Origin of the sequence: Streptomyces sp. NPDC020597, from assembly GCF_044335095.1 — a bacterium.
In the GTDB taxonomy this organism is placed as follows: Bacteria; Actinomycetota; Actinomycetes; order Streptomycetales; family Streptomycetaceae; genus Streptomyces.
Genome location: NZ_JBIRUL010000003.1, coordinates 87,820 through 103,789, shown reverse-complemented (window position 1 = coordinate 103,789; position 15,970 = coordinate 87,820). Strand labels below are relative to the sequence as shown.

16 protein-coding genes and 1 tRNA gene are annotated in these 15,970 nt (G+C 71.7%); 7 read left to right on the top strand and 10 right to left on the bottom strand.

Annotated elements, in window-relative coordinates:
* Window positions 1-47: 47 nt before the first annotated feature.
* Window positions 48-121: transfer RNA gene (locus tag ACH4ZA_RS06620), tRNA-Thr, on the bottom strand.
* Between the two features lie 264 nt (window positions 122-385).
* Here ACH4ZA_RS06620 and ACH4ZA_RS06615 point away from each other — a divergent pair.
* From ACH4ZA_RS06615 to ACH4ZA_RS06605, 3 genes are all read left to right on the top strand, one after another.
* Entirely contained in the window at window positions 386-1,471 is a 1,086-nt protein-coding gene (locus tag ACH4ZA_RS06615) for an ABC transporter ATP-binding protein (protein WP_306951086.1), read from the top strand.
* Between the two features lie 277 nt (window positions 1,472-1,748).
* Window positions 1,749-2,219 carry a hypothetical protein gene (locus ACH4ZA_RS06610; RefSeq protein WP_307044004.1) on the top strand — a complete coding sequence of 157 codons (471 nt, stop codon included), beginning with the start codon at window positions 1,749-1,751 and terminating at the stop codon, window positions 2,217-2,219.
* Window positions 2,220-2,321: 102 nt separating this feature from the next.
* Complete coding sequence (locus ACH4ZA_RS06605; RefSeq protein WP_319278038.1) at window positions 2,322-3,053, top strand: nucleotidyltransferase family protein; 732 nt, start codon at window positions 2,322-2,324, stop codon at window positions 3,051-3,053.
* Between the two features lie 131 nt (window positions 3,054-3,184).
* Here ACH4ZA_RS06605 and ACH4ZA_RS06600 read toward each other — a convergent pair whose 3' ends face one another.
* The 6 genes from ACH4ZA_RS06600 to ACH4ZA_RS06575 form a co-directional block, all read right to left on the bottom strand.
* Window positions 3,185-4,858, bottom strand: coding sequence for a DoxX family membrane protein (locus tag ACH4ZA_RS06600; protein ID WP_319278036.1), 1,674 nt, complete (start codon window positions 4,856-4,858; stop codon window positions 3,185-3,187).
* A 160-nt stretch (window positions 4,859-5,018) separates the two neighbouring features.
* The gene (rlmB, locus tag ACH4ZA_RS06595) at window positions 5,019-5,960 is read right to left on the bottom strand and encodes a 23S rRNA (guanosine(2251)-2'-O)-methyltransferase RlmB (protein WP_319278034.1); all 942 of its coding nucleotides are present in this window, start codon (window positions 5,958-5,960) and stop codon (window positions 5,019-5,021) included.
* Window positions 5,961-6,075: 115 nt separating this feature from the next.
* A complete protein-coding gene (cysS, locus tag ACH4ZA_RS06590; RefSeq protein WP_319278032.1) occupies window positions 6,076-7,476 on the bottom strand; it encodes a cysteine--tRNA ligase in 1,401 nt (466 codons plus the stop codon).
* A 156-nt stretch (window positions 7,477-7,632) separates the two neighbouring features.
* Window positions 7,633-8,139 (bottom strand): 2-C-methyl-D-erythritol 2,4-cyclodiphosphate synthase, encoded by a 507-nt coding sequence (gene ispF, locus ACH4ZA_RS06585; protein ID WP_319278030.1) that lies wholly within the window; start codon window positions 8,137-8,139, stop codon window positions 7,633-7,635.
* Window positions 8,129-8,881, bottom strand: coding sequence for a 2-C-methyl-D-erythritol 4-phosphate cytidylyltransferase (gene ispD / locus ACH4ZA_RS06580; RefSeq protein WP_319278029.1), 753 nt, complete (start codon window positions 8,879-8,881; stop codon window positions 8,129-8,131). The genes ispF and ispD overlap by 11 nt, the downstream gene beginning before the upstream one ends.
* Before the next feature lie 327 nt (window positions 8,882-9,208).
* Window positions 9,209-9,691 (bottom strand): CarD family transcriptional regulator, encoded by a 483-nt coding sequence (locus ACH4ZA_RS06575; RefSeq protein WP_003953493.1) that lies wholly within the window; start codon window positions 9,689-9,691, stop codon window positions 9,209-9,211.
* A 695-nt stretch (window positions 9,692-10,386) separates the two neighbouring features.
* Between ACH4ZA_RS06575 and ACH4ZA_RS06570 the strand changes: the two genes are divergently transcribed.
* Window positions 10,387-11,046: a DUF461 domain-containing protein gene (locus ACH4ZA_RS06570; RefSeq protein WP_398428318.1), complete on the top strand. Its 660-nt coding sequence runs from the start codon at window positions 10,387-10,389 to the stop codon at window positions 11,044-11,046.
* A gap of 131 nt (window positions 11,047-11,177) precedes the next feature.
* Here the strand turns inward: ACH4ZA_RS06570 and ACH4ZA_RS06565 are convergent, their stop codons facing one another.
* Both ACH4ZA_RS06565 and ACH4ZA_RS06560 read right to left on the bottom strand, forming a co-directional pair.
* The gene (locus ACH4ZA_RS06565) at window positions 11,178-11,858 is read right to left on the bottom strand and encodes a response regulator transcription factor (protein WP_015659563.1); all 681 of its coding nucleotides are present in this window, start codon (window positions 11,856-11,858) and stop codon (window positions 11,178-11,180) included.
* Window positions 11,855-13,222 (bottom strand): ATP-binding protein, encoded by a 1,368-nt coding sequence (locus ACH4ZA_RS06560; protein ID WP_319278024.1) that lies wholly within the window; start codon window positions 13,220-13,222, stop codon window positions 11,855-11,857. Before ACH4ZA_RS06560 ends, ACH4ZA_RS06565 begins: the two co-directional genes overlap by 4 nt.
* A 255-nt stretch (window positions 13,223-13,477) precedes the next feature.
* On the opposite strand from ACH4ZA_RS06560, the gene phoU reads away from it, so the two are divergent.
* The 3 genes from phoU to ACH4ZA_RS06545 all read left to right on the top strand — a co-directional run bounded on the left by phoU (window position 13,478) and on the right by ACH4ZA_RS06545 (window position 14,969).
* Complete coding sequence (phoU, locus tag ACH4ZA_RS06555) at window positions 13,478-14,191, top strand: phosphate signaling complex protein PhoU (protein ID WP_319278022.1); 714 nt, start codon at window positions 13,478-13,480, stop codon at window positions 14,189-14,191.
* A gap of 177 nt (window positions 14,192-14,368) precedes the next feature.
* On the top strand, window positions 14,369-14,527 hold the full coding sequence (locus ACH4ZA_RS06550; protein ID WP_199863797.1) for a hypothetical protein: 159 nt from the start codon (window positions 14,369-14,371) through the stop codon (window positions 14,525-14,527).
* 193 nt (window positions 14,528-14,720) lie between these two features.
* A complete protein-coding gene (locus ACH4ZA_RS06545) occupies window positions 14,721-14,969 on the top strand; it encodes an SCO4226 family nickel-binding protein (protein WP_319278021.1) in 249 nt (82 codons plus the stop codon).
* Window positions 14,970-14,991: 22 nt separating this feature from the next.
* Here the strand turns inward: ACH4ZA_RS06545 and ACH4ZA_RS06540 are convergent, their stop codons facing one another.
* Window positions 14,992-15,837, bottom strand: a complete 846-nt coding sequence (locus tag ACH4ZA_RS06540; RefSeq protein WP_398428315.1) for a DUF4232 domain-containing protein — start codon at window positions 15,835-15,837, stop codon at window positions 14,992-14,994.
* Window positions 15,838-15,970: the final 133 nt, after the last annotated feature.

Here is a 15,970-nt window from a genome sequence, read left to right as displayed (position 1 = left end):
AGCACGAAAAGCCCAGGTCAGAAACATCCTGACCTGGGCTTTCACAGAGCCCCCTGTCGGATTCGAACCGACGACCTACGCATTACAAGTGCGGCGCTCTGGCCAGCTGAGCTAAGGAGGCACCGCGCGCGGCGACACCGCGCGCGAGGGCGGCTCCACTGTACACAGCCCCCGTTTCCGAAGGCCACGGGCTTCCGCCCTCCGCGCCGGTGCGGTGCTGCCACGTCCGAGAATTTCCGCGAAGTTCACATGCCTTCGGGTACTGACAGATCCGGCGAACGCGAGGTAGCGTCCTGACCCAGTTCGCTCATGTGGACTACACCAACCACCTTCCTACAACGGATCGTCCGGCACGTTCCTGCCGGTAGAAGGGGGCCTCTGAGCCATGGCCACTGTTACGTTCGACAAGGCGACCCGGATTTACCCGGGCTCCACGAAGCCCGCCGTCGACGCGCTCGAGATCGACATCGCGGACGGCGAGTTCCTCGTCCTGGTCGGCCCGTCCGGTTGCGGCAAGTCCACCTCGCTCCGCATGCTCGCGGGGCTCGAGGACGTCAACGGCGGCGCGATCCGCATCGGCGACCGCGACGTCACCCACCTGCCGCCGAAGGACCGGGACATCGCCATGGTGTTCCAGAACTACGCGCTGTACCCGCACATGTCGGTCGCCGACAACATGGGTTTCGCGCTGAAGATCGCCGGCGTGAACAAGGCGGAGATCCGGCAGAAGGTCGAGGAGGCGGCGAAGATCCTCGACCTGACCGAGTACCTGGACCGCAAGCCGAAGGCGCTCTCCGGCGGTCAGCGCCAGCGTGTGGCGATGGGCCGCGCCATCGTGCGCGAGCCGCAGGTGTTCCTCATGGACGAGCCGCTGTCGAACCTGGACGCCAAGCTCCGTGTGTCGACGCGTACGCAGATCGCGTCGCTGCAGCGCCGCCTCGGCATCACCACCGTGTACGTCACCCACGACCAGGTCGAGGCCCTGACGATGGGCGACCGTGTGGCGGTGCTGAAGGACGGCCTGCTCCAGCAGGTCGACACCCCTCGCAACATGTACGACAAGCCCGCGAACCTGTTCGTGGCCGGCTTCATCGGTTCGCCCGCGATGAACCTCGTCGAGGTGCCGATCACGGACGGCGGCGTGAAGTTCGGCAACTCGGTGGTGCCGGTGCAGCGTGACGCGCTGGCCGCCGCCACCGACAAGACGGTCACGGTGGGCGTCCGTCCGGAGCACTTCGACGTGGCCACCGGCGTCGAGAAGGGTCTCGCGGTCACGGTGAACGTGGTCGAGGAGCTCGGCTCGGACGCCTTCGTCTACGGCAGCGCCCAGGTGGGCGACGAGACGAAGGACCTCGTCGTGCGCGTCGGCGGCCGTGACGTCCCGGAGAAGGGCAGCACGCTGCACGTCGTCCCGCGCGCGGGCGAGACCCACGTGTTCTCCACGTCGACGGGCGCCCGCCTGTCGGACTGACCGGTCCCACCGGAGGGGCCCACGGACCGACCGACGGACCTGCGCGAGTCCGACGACGGTGAAAGACGCCTGATTAAACTCCGGCGTTTCACCCTGGCCGGTGAAAAAGGCCCCGCAGCCTGCTGCGGGGCCTTTTTTCCGTGCGCGCAGAATCCCCGGCACAGCGGACATTTCGATATGCCGCCGTCAACGCCTTACCCGAAAAGGAGCACAGCTCCATCCCCCGTACGGGTGACTCATTGTCGCGGGCTCATTACTGCACGCTACCCTCTCACGCGTGAAGCACTCCGCGAACCACTCCACCACCCAGCGCACGCGCAGCGGCCGGGGCGGCCCAGCCCGCCGGATCGGCCGCTCGCTCGCTCTCGTCCTGCCCGTCGTCATGGTGCTCTCCGGGACCCTCGCGGTCACCCGGGTCAACTGGTCGGGGAACCCCTCGGATTCGGTGCTCACCGCCTCCGACGTCTCCGCCGTGCACCAGTCCTCGCGGAAGGCCGCCAAGGCCCCGCAGGACGTGTTGCGCGACCAGTTGCTGTCCGAGCTCCAGGAGAAGGATCCGGGCGTCGCCCTGACCCATCTCCAGGCCGCCGTGAACGGCAAGCCGTCGTTGGCGCGGCACTGTTCGTCCATCGCCCGCGCGCTGGGCCGCGCCGCGGTCCGTATGTACGGGCCGTCCCGGGCGCAGTCGTACTCGCGCCCGGTGTGCGACACGGCCTTCGCGTCGGGCGTGCTGGCGGCGCGCGGCTGAGGGGCCGCCGGGCGCCCGGCGCCCGTTCCGGACCGTGCGGCTCCCCTCCCGCCGGGGGAGCCGCACGCCTGCCTGTGCGCGGGCGGCACGTACAGTGCGGTCATGACCGATCCGCACGCCGCGTCCCGTCCCACGCAAGCCGTCATCCTGGCCGGTGGCCAGGGGTCACGGCTGCGTCCCTACACCGACGACCGGCCCAAGCCGATGGTCGAGATCCCCGGCACGGGGACGCCGATCATCGGCCATCAGCTCGTCTGGCTCGCCGAGGAGGGCGTGACGGACGTCGTCGTCTCCTGCGGGCATCTCGCCGAGGTGCTGCAGGACTGGCTGAAGACAGCCGATCTGCCCGTGAACGTCACCACCGTCGTGGAGACCGAGCCGCTGGGCCGCGGCGGCGGCCTGAAGTACGCGGCCGCCCGGCTCCCCCGTCCCGACCGGCCCTGGTACGCCACGAACGGTGACATCTGGACCCGCTTCTCGCTGCGCGAGATGGCCGACTTCCACGCCGAGCGCGATGCGATAGCGACGCTGGCCCTGGCGCGCCCGCGCATTCCGTGGGGTGCGGTGCAGACGGACGGCTTCGGCCACATCACGGACTTCATCGAGGCGCCGCCGACGACGTATGAGATCAACGCGGGCGTGTACGTCTTCTCGCCGGCGTTCGCCGGGCTGCTGCCCGAGCGCGGCGACCACGAGCGCACGACGTTCCCCCATCTGGCGCGTGAGCGGCGGCTGGCGGGTTTCCCGATTCCGCAGGGGGCGTACTGGCGGGCGATCGACACCGCGAAGGATCTGACGGAGGCGGCGAAGGAGCTGGCGACGCTGGGCCGCTGAGAATCCGAGGGGGCCGGCCGCGAGGTTGGAAGGCCCCGGGATGCCGACAAGGGTGCCGTGCGCGGTGAGCGCACGGCACCCTTTCGTGTTCTCCGGGAGGCCTGCGGAAGGCCTCCCGGGGGCCGGTCGGTCTATCCGAGGAGGCCACCGACGAGGCCGGGCTGGCCGGAGGAGGTGGAGCCGCCGCCGTTCGAGCCGCCGTCCGAGCCGCCGGAGCTGCTGGTGGAGCCGCCCGAGCTGGGGCCGGAGCTGGTGCTGGGGGCCTGCTCCCGCGGGGCGGAGTGCTCGGGCGGGGCCTGGCCGGCGGTGCCCTGGGTCTGGCTGGGCGCTCCGCCGCCGACGCCGGAGGTGTCGGTCTCGCGCGACTCTGAGGGTTCGCTGTCGGCGCCGGCCGTCGGGGCGGCCGAGGTGGCGTCCTGGGTGGGCGAGGTGGAGGCGGCCGGCTTGCGGGACGCCTTGTGGGTGCCGGACTTCCCGGGCAGGGGGGAGCCGGGCAGTTCGTTGCGGGGGGGCTCGCCGGGGCCGGGGACGATCACCCGGTCGGCGTCGCGTACGGCGCCGCCGAGCAGGGAGCCGGTCAGCAGGGTCAGTCCGACGACGATCGCGGTGACGAGGGCGCCGCGGCGCAGGACGTAACGGCGCAGCTCCCAGAGGTCGGAGCGGGGGCCGAGACGGCGCCAGGCGCCGGCGGCGAGGCGGCCGTCGATGGAGTAGACGGGAGCGCCCGCGATGATCAGCGGCGACCAGGCGGCGAGGTAGATGATGTGGGGCGTGTCGTAGACCGGCGTGGTCTTCCAGCTGACCGTGACGATGAGCGCGGCGGAGAGGCCGGCGCCGACGACCGCGGCGATGCGCTGCCAGCAGCCGAGGACGGTCAGGACACCCACGACGACCTGGAGGAAGGCGATGACGAGGCCGGAGCCGACGGGGTGGTGGAGGGCGAACTGACGCAGGGGTTCGGCGACTTCCCAGGGGTGCAGGGTGTTCAGCCACTTCACCATGGAGCCGCGCTCGCCGCCGTCGAAGTAGACGGGATCGCAGAGCTTGCCCATGCCGGCGTAGACGGAGATGAAGCCGAGGAAGATGCGCAGCGGCAGGAGGACCACGCCGAGGTTCATCCGGCGGCCCGGGAAGTACGCGTGGCGGGCGGGGTCTTCGGCGTGCCGCCGGGTGCGGGGGGCGCGTGCCCGGTCCGGGTCGGGGTCGTCGCCGGTCGGGGCGAAGTCCTCGAACTGGGCGTCTTCGTAGGCGGGTTCGTCGTAGGCGCTGCCCACGGTGCGCATGTGCGGCAGGATGCGGTGTTCGCCGGCGGCGGGCCGGCGCTGGGCGCCGACGACGGGGGTCTCGAGGGTCTGCGCGGCGAGGTCGCCGTCGTATCCGCGGTCGTCGACGCCGACGCGGGGGATGACCTGGGTGGCTCCGGCGTCGGCGGCGGCAGGCTCGCCGTGGCCGACGCTGCCCGCCCGCACGGCCTGGAGCAGTCGGTGGGCGCCGGTGTCGTCGGGGGCGGACTTGCCGCTCCAGACGACGGCCCGCCGACGGCCCGCGGAGGCGGAGCCCGCTCTGCGCACCGCCCCGACGGCGGCCATGCGCGCGGTGTCATCGATGGCGCTCACGTGCCGGGCGATCCGCGGGGATTGGTTACGCCGCGTCGACGCGGCCAGCTGCACGCGGAAGCTCGCGTGGCTGACGATGATCTGCGCCGGGTCGCTCGGCACCTTCACCATGCTCAGCGCGGGAGCGTCGTCGAAACCCGACGAGCGGTCCCCCGTGGGTGTGCGGGGTGTTCTGGTGTCCACACTCATCTAACCGAGTGACGTGTGGTTAGGACACTGCTTTGACCCGCTGGATCTGTCCGGACTCCGTCAAGGTTGCACTATGCGCCGGGATTAACCCGTTCGGGTGAACTCGCGGACACGCGTTCCCGCGCTCCCCGGGCATGTCGGCGAGCCCACCCGAGACGCGTCAGCTCCTGCGGCGGGCCGCCTCGTACAGCACGATGCCCGCCGCCACACCGGCGTTGAGCGATTCGGCGCCGCCCGGCATCGGGATGCGGACGCGGAAGTCGCAGGTCTCGCCGACCAGTCGGGACAGCCCCTTGCCCTCGCTGCCGACGACGATGACGACCGGGCCGTCCAGCGCCTTCAGCGTGCCGACCTCGTGCTCGCCGTCGGCGGCCAGGCCGACCACCGCGATGCCGGCCTTCTTGTAGGCCTCGAGGGCCCGGGTGAGGTTGGTGGCACGGGCGACCGGGGTGCGGGCGGCCGTGCCGGCGGAGGTCTTCCAGGCGCCGGCCGTCATCCCGGCCGCGCGGCGCTCGGGGACCACGACGCCGTGCCCGCCGAAGGCGGAGACCGAGCGGACGACGGCGCCCAGGTTGCGCGGGTCGGTGACGCCGTCGAGGGCGACGATCAGCGGGTCCTCGCCACCGTCGTGGGCGGCGGACACCAGGTCCTCGGGGTGCGCGTACTCGTACGGCGGGACCTGGAGGACGAGGCCCTGGTGGTTGAGGCCGTTGGTCATCCGGTCCAGCTCGGGACGCGGGGCCTCCATGAGGTGGATGCCGCCGCGCTCGCCGGCGAGCTGCAGCGCCTCGCGCACCCGCTCGTCGTTGTCGATGTACTGCTGGACGTACAGGATCGTCGCGGGAACGCCCTCGCGCAGCGCCTCGACGACCGGGTTGCGGCCGACGACCATCTCGGACGTGCCTTTGCCGCCGCGGCCGCGCGGCGCGGGCCGGCGTGCGGCCTGCTTCGCCTTGGCGTTCGCGATGCGGTTCGCCTTGTGCTTCTTGCGCATCTCGGCGGGCGGGGTCGGACCCCTGCCCTCGAGGCCCTTGCGCCGCTGGCCGCCACTGCCGACCTGCGCGCCCTTCTTGCCGGACATGCGGCGGTTGTTGGCTGCCATGTGTCTCTCGTCTCCGTGAGCTTCGTACGTATGTCTTATGCAGTGTGCCGCCCGGACGGCCGGGCGGCACACTCGATCAAGGACCGGGGCTTCCCCGCAGGGTCCCGTCGCGGTGCTAGCGCTGGCCCAGAGTCCAGCGCGGACCCTGCGGGCCGTCCTCGATGGACAGGCCGGACTGGGCGAGCTGGTCGCGGATGGCGTCCGCGGTCCCCCAGTCCTTGCGGGCGCGGGCCGACTCGCGCTGGTCGAGCACGAGCCGTACGAGGCTGTCCACCACGCCGTGCAGGTCCTCGCCGCGGGTCTCCTCGCCGGCCCACTGGGCATCCAGCGGGTCCAGTCCGAGGACGCCGAGCATGGCGCGGACCTCGGCGAGGCGGGCCACCGCGGCTTCCTTGTCGTCGGCCGCGAGCGCCGAGTTCCCCTGGCGGACCGTGGTGTGCACGATGGCCAGCGCCTGCGGGACGCCGAGGTCGTCGTCCATCGCGTCGGCGAAGGCGGGCGGCACCTCGGCGGCCGGCTCGACGACCCCGCCGGCCTTCTCGACGACGCGCTGCACGAAGCCCTCGATCCGCGCGAACGCCGACTCGGCCTCGCGCAGGGCCTCCTCGCTGTACTCGATCATCGAGCGGTAGTGGGGCGTGCCGAGGTAGTAGCGCAGCACGATGGGCCGCCACTGCTTCACCATCTCGGAGACGAGGACGCTGTTGCCCAGCGACTTCGACATCTTCTCGCCGGCCATGGTGACCCAGGCGTTGTGCACCCAGTACCGCGCGAACTCGTCGCCGAAGGCCTTGGCCTGGGCGATCTCGTTCTCGTGGTGGGGGAAGATCAGGTCGAGACCGCCGCCGTGGATGTCGAAGGCGGGGCCCAGGTACTTGTGCGCCATCGCCGAGCACTCGAGGTGCCAGCCGGGACGCCCGCGTCCCCACGGCGTCTCCCAGCTCGGCTCCCCCGGCTTGACGGACTTCCACAGCGCGAAGTCGCGCTGGTCGCGCTTGCCGGTCTCGCCGTCGCCCGAGGGCTGGCGCAGGTCATCGAGGTCCTGGTTGGACAGCTCCAGGTAGCCCGGGAAGGAGCGCACGTCGAAGTAGACGTTGCCGTCCGACTCGTAGGCGTGACCGCGCTCGATGAGGCCGCGCATCATCTCGATCATCTCCGGGACGTGCCCGGTGGCGCGGGGTTCGTAGGTGGGCGGCAGGCAACCGAGCGCCTGGTAACCGTCGTTGAACGCGCGCTCGTTGTCGTACCCGATGGACCACCAGGGGCGGCCCTGGTCGTGCGACTTGGCGATGATCTTGTCGTCGATGTCGGTGACGTTGCGGATGAACGTGACGTCGTAGCCGCGGTGGGCGAACCAGCGGCGCATGATGTCGAAGTTCAGGCCCGAGCGGATGTGCCCGATGTGCGGGGCGGCCTGCACGGTGGCGCCACAGAGGTAGATCGAGACACAACCCGGTGTGAGCGGGGCGAAGTCACGGATCTGCCGGGCGCTGGTGTCGTACAGGCGAATAGTCACCACTCCAGGGTAGTGGGCGCGGGGCGATGTCCGACACCTCCTCCGGGCAGGCCGCCCGCGGGCCGCGGGCGTCCTCCCCGGCCGGGCCGCTCGCCCTCCGTGGGACGCGGGACGGCCGGTGGCGGCGTGGCCCCCGCGTCCTCGCCCCGGCGCACGTCAGGCCTGTCGCACGACCAGAGCCGTCGCGACCGCCATCAGGCCCTCGCCGCGGCCCGGGAAGCCGAGCCCGTCCGTCGTCGCCCCGGACACGGAGACCGGAGCGCCCGCCGCCTCCGACAGCAGTCTCTGGGCCTCGTCCCGGCGCTTGCCGATCCTGGGGCGGGGTCCGACGACCTGTACGGCGACGTTGCCGATGCGGAAACCGGCCTCGCGGACGATCCGGGCCGCCTCGGTGAGCAGCGTGACGCCCGACGCTCCGGACCACTCGGGGCGGCCGGTGCCGAAGTGCTGCCCGAGGTCGCCGAGTCCGGCGGCGGAGAACAGCGCGTTGCAGGCGGCGTGTGCGACGACGTCCGCGTCGGAGTGTCCGGCCAGCCCGGGGCCCTCACCCTCCCACTTGAGGCCGGCGCACCACAGTTCGCGGCCCTCCTCGAAGGCGTGGATGTCGGTGCCGATGCCCACCTGGGGGAGGGGCGCGTGGCCGAAGGCCGTCTCAGAAGCCATCGTTGAGCCTCCTGCGGGTCAGGACCGCTTCGGCGAGGATCAGGTCGAGGGGCCGGGTGACCTTGAAGGCCTCCTCGTGACCGGGGACGACGACGACCGTCAGGCCCAGCTGCTCGACCATGCTCGCGTCGTCGGTGACGTTCTCCGTGACCGTCTCGTGGGCGCGGACCAGGGTGGCGCGGTCGAAGCCCTGCGGGGTCTGCACGGCCCGCAGCCGGGCGCGCTCGGGCGTGGCGACGACCGGCTCCGGGTCGCCGTCGGTCTCGGCCGGCCGGACCTCCTTGACGGTGTCGGCGAGCGGCAGCGCGGGGACGACCGCCGGCGCGCCGTCGCGCACGGCTTCGATGACGGCGTCCACCGTGTCGACGGGGACGAGGGGCCGGGCGGCGTCGTGGACCAGCACGATGTCGTGGCCGGGCGGCAGGGCGTCCAGGCCCAGCTTCACGGACTCCTGGCGGGACTCGCCGCCGGGGACGACCAGGAAGTCCGTGCGGTCGGGCAGCGCGTGCGCGTCGAGCAGGGACTTGACCTCCGCCGTGCCGTCCGGTGGGGCCACGACGACGACGAGGGAGACCGCGCGGGACGCGGCGAGCGCGCGCACCGCGTGGATCAGCATGGGCGTGCCGCTCAGCGTGCGGAGCGCCTTGGGGGCGCCCGGACCGAGGCGGACACCTCGCCCGGCGGCCGGAATCACCGCCGCGGTGCGGGTCGGCGCGGGGGAGGGACGCGAATCGTCAGACATCGGTTCCTGTCAGGTTTGTGTGCTGGCCTGGCGTGGGTATGGCCTGGGAAGTGCCGGGCGCGACGCCTTGACCGGACCCTTCCGTGACGCGCCGGTCAGGCGGCAGCCCGGGCCCGGCACATCAAGTATCGGGGGATCTTCACCCTCGTGGGGCGGATCGGCCGACTCGTCGGGCGTGCGCACCGGGGGCATGACAAGCGGCGTGCGCAGGGGTGCAGGTGGTGTCCGGACGCGGACATGCCGCAGCGCCCGGCGACGGGAATACGTCATCGGGCACCGCGGCAGTTCAGTGTTCTTCCGTGCGTCGAGACCGGTCCGGGCCCGGCGTCAGGACGCGAGAACCTCGTCGAGCAGGGCTTCCGCCTTGTCCTCGTTGGTGTTCTCCGCGAGCGCGAGCTCGCTCACCAGGATCTGGCGAGCCTTGGCGAGCATGCGCTTCTCACCTGCGGAGAGTCCACGCTCGCGCTCTCGACGCCACAGGTCACGCACGACTTCCGCGACCTTGATGACATCGCCGGAGGCGAGCTTCTCCAGATTTGCCTTGTAACGACGCGACCAGTTCGTGGGCTCCTCGGCGTACGGCGCGCGCAGCACCTCGAAGACCCGGTCCAGCCCGTCCTGACCGACCACATCACGCACGCCGACGAACTCCGCATTGTCCGCTGGCACACGTACCGTCAGATCACCCTGGGCGACCTTCAGGACCAAGTAGGTCTTGTCCACGCCTTTGATCTGGCGAGTTTCGATAGCCTCGATCAGCGCGGCCCCGTGATGGGGATAGACCACGGTGTCGCCAACCTTGAACGTCATGTGACAGGTACCCCTTCCGTGGCTATCCAGGGTAACACGGAAACTGCGGTTCCTGAATGGCGTTTTCGCAGGTCAGGGCATATCTCGGGGCTTGACAACTGCAACAGGAACGTGCTGCGGAGGGTCGCAGGAAGCGGGTATTCGCAGGTCGGAGCCACTCTCCGAGGGGGGTGAAACGCGTACGTTACACGCATCCGGAGGGCCACCCGAACGGCCGAACGTCCACATATGTCCGCTTGCCCGCGTGCGACTTCCGCTACTCCGTTCGGAGCGCCTGGCCGGTTACCGTTCGTTTCCGGAATTGATCATCGGCCCTTCGGCCGGGGTCGTGATCAATTTCCCGGACGGCCTCGCATTCCTTCACGGAAAATCCGCGAGTGCGCGTCGACCGCGCTTATGTGAATGACGGACGAGCAGGCGGACGACCGGTGAAGCCGAAGTGGCTGACGGGTTGCTTCTGACTCTTGGGACGAGAGTGACGGAAGTGACGGGGCCCACTCGCAACGCGCCCGGGACGGGACCGGGACGGGTCCGGCGATCTCGCGCCGCGCGTTCGCCCCGGTCCGAGATCGCCGAAGAGGCGGGTCGGGTGCGGCGGCGCGGGAACGGCTCGATAACCTGAGGCCCCTGACTGACCCTTAGGGCGGCTTTTTTCGGAAGAGGGCCGCCCGTGCGTTCAAGGAGTTGCCGCCGCCGTGAGCAGCAGCCTTCGACGCGGCGCCCTCGCCGCCTCCGCCATCGCGTTCTCGATCGCCTCGCTCGCCGCCTGCGGCGCCGGAAACGACGCCCAGACCCTGGAGATCAAGCCGGACAACGCCGCCGCCAAGGTCGGCGACATCAAACTGCAGAACGTCGTCGTGATCACCCAGCCCGACCTGGAGTCCACCGGGCCCGCCGTGATCTCCGCCACCGTCTTCAACGCGGACGACGAGCCCCAGACGCTCGAGTCCATCACCGTCGACGCCACCGGCAAGTCCGCCGAGCTCAAGCCCGCCAAGGGCAAGGGCGAGCTGACGGTCCCGGCCCACGGCTCGGTCGTCATCGGCGGCGCGAACAACGCCTCCGCCGTCCTGCCGAACAGCCGTGAGGCCGTCAAGGACGGCGACGCGCAGAACCTCACCTTCACCTTCAGCAAGACCGGCGCGGTCAAGCTGACCGCCTTCGTCGTGCCGGCCGAGGGCTACTTCTCCAGCTGGGGCCCGAGCAAGATGCCGACCCCCTCGGCGTCCCCCTCCAAGAGCGCGGCCGCGTCGCCCTCGGAGTCGGCGAGCGCGGGCGGCACCGGGTCCGGTTCGCCCTCCCCGTCCGGCTCGGCCTCCGCGAGCGCCTCGAACAGCGCGGCAGCGGGCCACTGAGCCCCGTCCGCACCCCGGACACGCGAGGAGGGCGGCACCCGGTCCGGGTGCCGCCCTCCTCGCGTGTACCGCAGGCCGCCGCCCGTCCGCGAAGGACCGCGGCCCCCGACTTATGGCCCACGGCCTACGGCCTACGGCTCGAACTTGTACCCCAGGCCGCGCACCGTCACCAGATAGCGCGGCGCGCCCGGGTCCGGCTCGATCTTGGCGCGCAGCCGCTTGACGTGGACGTCGAGGGTCTTGGTGTCGCCCACGTAGTCGGCGCCCCACACCCGGTCGATGAGCTGCATGCGGGTCAGGACGCGCCCGGCGTTGCGCAGCAGCATCTCCAGCAGGTCGAACTCCTTGAGCGGGAGGTCGACCTTGGAACCGGAGACCGTCACCACGTGCCGGTCGACGTCCATCCGGACCGGTCCGGCCTCCAGCGCCGCCGGGGTCACCTCCTCGGGCTCGCCGCGCCGGCGCAGGACCGCCCGGATACGGGCGACCAGCTCGCGCGAGGAGAAGGGCTTGGTGACGTAGTCGTCGGCCCCTATCTCCAGGCCGACGACCTTGTCGATCTCGCTGTCCTTTGCGGTCACCATGATCACGGGGACGTTGGAGCGGCCGCGCAGCTGGCGGCAGACCTCCGTGCCGGGCAGCCCCGGCAGCATCAGGTCGAGGAGCACGAGGTCGGCGCCGTTGCGCTCGAACTCGTCGAGTCCGTCGGGCCCGGTAGTCGCGACGGCGACCTCGAAGCCCTCCTTGCGGAGCATGTAGGACAGGGCGTCGGAGAAGGACTCCTCGTCCTCGACGACGAGCACTCGGGTCACGGAAGGACCTCCGGGGCGGAAAGCGTCTGGTACGCGGTCGAATCGGGGGATGAGGCGCGGGACGGGGCCCGGGGCGAGGGATGGGAGGAGGGGATGGTGACGTCGTCGAGATCGTCGACGTCGTCGACCTCGTCCGGGTCCGGATACTGATCCGCACGGTCGCGGGGCGTGCCCGCCTCCGGCAGTCGCAGGGTGAACGTGGAGCCCTGGTTCTCGGCGCTCCACACCGTGACCTCCCCGCCGTGCGAGGCGGCCACGTGCTTGACGATCGCCAGCCCGAGGCCGGTGCCGCCCGTGGCGCGGGAGCGGGCCGGGTCGACGCGGTAGAAACGCTCGAAGATGCGCTCCTTGTCCTTGTCGGAGATGCCGATGCCCTGGTCGGTGACGGCGATCTCGATCTGGTCCCCGCCCGGCGCGCTCACCCGGCGGGCGGCTATGCCGACGCGGGTGCGGGCGGGCGAGTAGTTGACGGCGTTCTCGACGAGGTTGCCGAGGGCGGCGGCCAGCTGGCCGCGGTTGCCCCAGACGCGCAGTCCGGCGGCCGCGTCGTCGTGCGGTGCGCCGGACGCGTCGGGCCCTTCGGGCGCGCCCACGTTCGAGGCCATGGTGATCTGTTTGGCGCCGGCCTGGTGCCGGCAGCGGTCGACGGCCTCGGCGACGAGATCGGCCACGCCGACCGGCTCCGCGTCCTCGAGCGGGTCGTCGTTCTGCACCCTCGACAGATCGATGAGCTCCTGGACCAGGCTGGTCAGCCTGGTCGCCTCGATCTGCATACGGCCGGCGAACCGTTCCACCGCCTCCGGGTCCTCCGAGGCGTCCATGACGGCCTCGGAGAGGAGGGAGAGCGCGCCGACCGGGGTCTTCAGCTCATGGCTGACGTTCGCCACGAAGTCCCGCCGGACCGCCTCGATGCGACGGGCCTCGGTGAGGTCCTCCACCAGGAGCAGCACCAGCCGGGAGCCCAGCGGGGCCACCCGGGCGGACACCGCCAGGGCCTCGCCGCGCCCGGTCCCGCGCCGGGGGAGGTCCAGCTCGACCTGGCGTATCTCCCCGTCGCGCCGGGTGTCCCGGGCCATCTTGAGCATGGGCTCCACGCTGAGCCGTCCTCCGCGTACCAGCCCGAGGGCGTAGGCGGCGGAGCTGGCCTTCACGACGGCGTCGGCCTCGTCGAGCACGACCGCGGAGGACCGCAGGACGGACAGGACGGTGTCCACGCCGGGCGGCAGCATGGGGTCCGTGTGCAGCGACGTGCGTGTGGGGCGCTTCTGCTCCCGCTCGCTCCAGCGGAACGCCAGCACGGCGATGACACCGGTGAGCACACCGGCGATCGCTGCCGCTGCGGCGACCGCCGCGTTCACGTTCATGCCCTCAGGTTAGGCACGCCATCCGTCCTGGCCACAGCTGCGGAGGTGCGACCTCGAACACTCGTCGCCCAGAGTTCACCTTGGAGCCAGTGGTGGTTCATTTGGGGTGACGGAAATCGACGCGTACGGGGCGGACCGTGGCACCGTGGGGCCCGGAGCCCGAGAAGGACCCGGACTTCAGGAGGAGCGGACCCCGGCGAACCCGAGCCCGAACCCGAACCGAACCCCGAGAACGACGTACGAGAGGGAACCCTGATGCGGGACGCGTACCACGAGGAACTGGACTCGATCGGCGACAGCCTGGTGGAGATGGCCCGGCTGGTCGGGTCGGCGATCGGACGCGCCACGACCTCCATCCTCGACTCCGATCTGAAACTGGCCGAGAGCGTGATCGAGGCCGACCAGCGGGTCGACGAGCTGCAGCACGACCTGGAGGCGCGGGCCATAGCGCTGCTGGCCCGGCAGCAGCCGGTGGCGACGGACCTGCGGATCGTCGTCACGTCCCTGCGGATGTCGGCAGACCTGGAGCGGTCCGGCGACCTCGCCCAGCACGTGGCGAAGCTGGCGCGGCTGCGCTTCCCTGGCCGCGCGGTCCCGCACGACCTGCACGCCACCATCCTGGAGATGGGCCAGCTGGCGCAGCGCCTGATGGCGAAGGCGGCCGAGGTCATCATCACGAAGGACGTCGACCTGGCGCTCCAGCTGGAGCAGGACGACGACGAGATGGACCTGCTGCACCGCACGCTCTTCCAGCACCTGCTGGACGACAAGTGGAAGCACGGCATCGAGACCGCGGTCGACGTGACCCTGCTCGGCCGCTACTACGAGCGGTTCGCCGACCACGCCGTGGCCGTGGCGAAGCGTGTGGTGTTCCTGGTGACGGGCGAGCACGCGGACGAGCTCCAGCCGGACCTGCAGCCGGAGATCCAGCCGGCGGCGGGCGCGGACGTCACGGGCGCCGAGGCGTAGGACGGGCGGGGCCGGCCGCGGCGGGGCGTGGCATCGGCCCCGGGGGCGGCGGGGCATCGCGTGGGCCGGGGCGTGCCGGATCCGGCTCAGGGCGTGCCCAAGCCACTGTGCGCCGTTGATGCGCCCAGGGGAACGGGCATGGAATGGGCACAGGCCCTACGCCTCCGGGAGGAACCCATGGCCGAGTCCCCCAGCGCTCCGACGTCCGACCCCACCCAGGAACACCCGACCGAGCAGCCCGCCGAGATCAGGAACCTGATGCTGATCGGCGCGTGCGGCTGCGGCTCCGGGTGCGGCTGCGGCTGCCAGTCGGGCAGCCCCTGCCAGTGCGGCTGAGGACGACAGAGCGACGTACGCCGGACGAGGGCTCCGGCGCCGGACAGCCGGCGCCGGAGCCCTCGTCCGTGCGCGCGCCCGGCGTCCCGGACCCGCCCGCCGCCGGGTCGCCCCGGTGGGCGGACGGGCGCAGCATGGATACGCGGGGGCGAACAGACGGAACCGGTGCGAGATCGGAAGGGGGCGGGCAGTCATGACCCGCTTCATGGACGTCCACCACGGCATGCACGGCATCACGGCCGACCAGCTCCTCGAGGCCCACCAGGCGGACCTCGCCATCGAGGGTGAGGAGAACGTGCACTTCGAACGCGCCTGGGCGGACCCGGAGTCCGGAACGGTGTACTGCCTCTCCGAGGCCCCCTCGGCGGAGGCCGTGCTCCGCATCCACGAGCGCACCGGTCACATGGCGGACGAGATCCATCCCGTGCCGCTCGTGGTGTGAGCCGGCGCGCCCGGTCGGGCCGTCAGGGTTTGGCCGCCGAGACGGCCGTGACGGTCACCTTGTTGTCGCACTCGGCGAACTGACCGTCGTCCAGAGCAACTTGGTGCGACCCGGAGCCCGGCAGACCGACCACCACGGTCGGGTACACCGACGGAACCGCGCCGGACTTGCAGTACCCGTCGGCCTCGCCGTGCACCTGCACGAAGGTCAGCTTCGTCCACGCCTTGCCGCCCGGGGCCAGCGTGACGGGCGAGGCGGGCCCGCTGGCCGTGACGGCGAGCGGGGAGTTGTGCTCGGGAGAGCCGTTGCCGGCCCCCGCGACGGACGGGTGCCCCTTGAGCACGCAGGCCTTCCCGCCCACGTTGACGAACTGGACGATCGCGGCTCCGGTCCCGGTCCCGACCGGCCGCTCGGCGGCCTGCCACGCGGAGACCTCGAGGTTCTTCGCGGCGCAGGCCGCGGCGGCTGCGGGCACGGACGCCGACGCGGACGCCGACGCCGAGGCGCCGGGAGCGGCGGAGTCGGTGGCGGTGGCGGCCGAGGCGGTGGGAGCGCCGGGCGCGGAGGCGGTGGGGGGCGCGGAAGCGGCGGGGTGCGACGCGGTGGGCGTCGCGGCGCTCGCGGACGGGGAGGTCGCGGGCGCGGAACCCGCGGGCGTCGACTGCGCGGGCTTCGAAGGCGACTCGGTCGGCTGGCACGCCGTCACGGCGAGGGCGGCCGAGACGACGACGGCGGCGGCAGCCGCGGCCTTCCTGACCCGGCCTGCGGCCCCGCCCCGCTTGCCGGTCGTCCCCCGACCGCCGTTCACGCCCGCGCCGTTCACGCCGTTGTCGTCGACGCCGCCGCCGTTCATGCCGCTGCCGTTCATGCCGTCCCCCAAGGTCTTCGGTCGGCGGGAGCGCTCGCCCCGCCGTGCTGCCGACTACTGCCACTGCCACTGCTCAGCGGCACAGACGGGAGGGACGGCCCACCGGGTTCGGCCGGTCGCCGATCTGTGACGC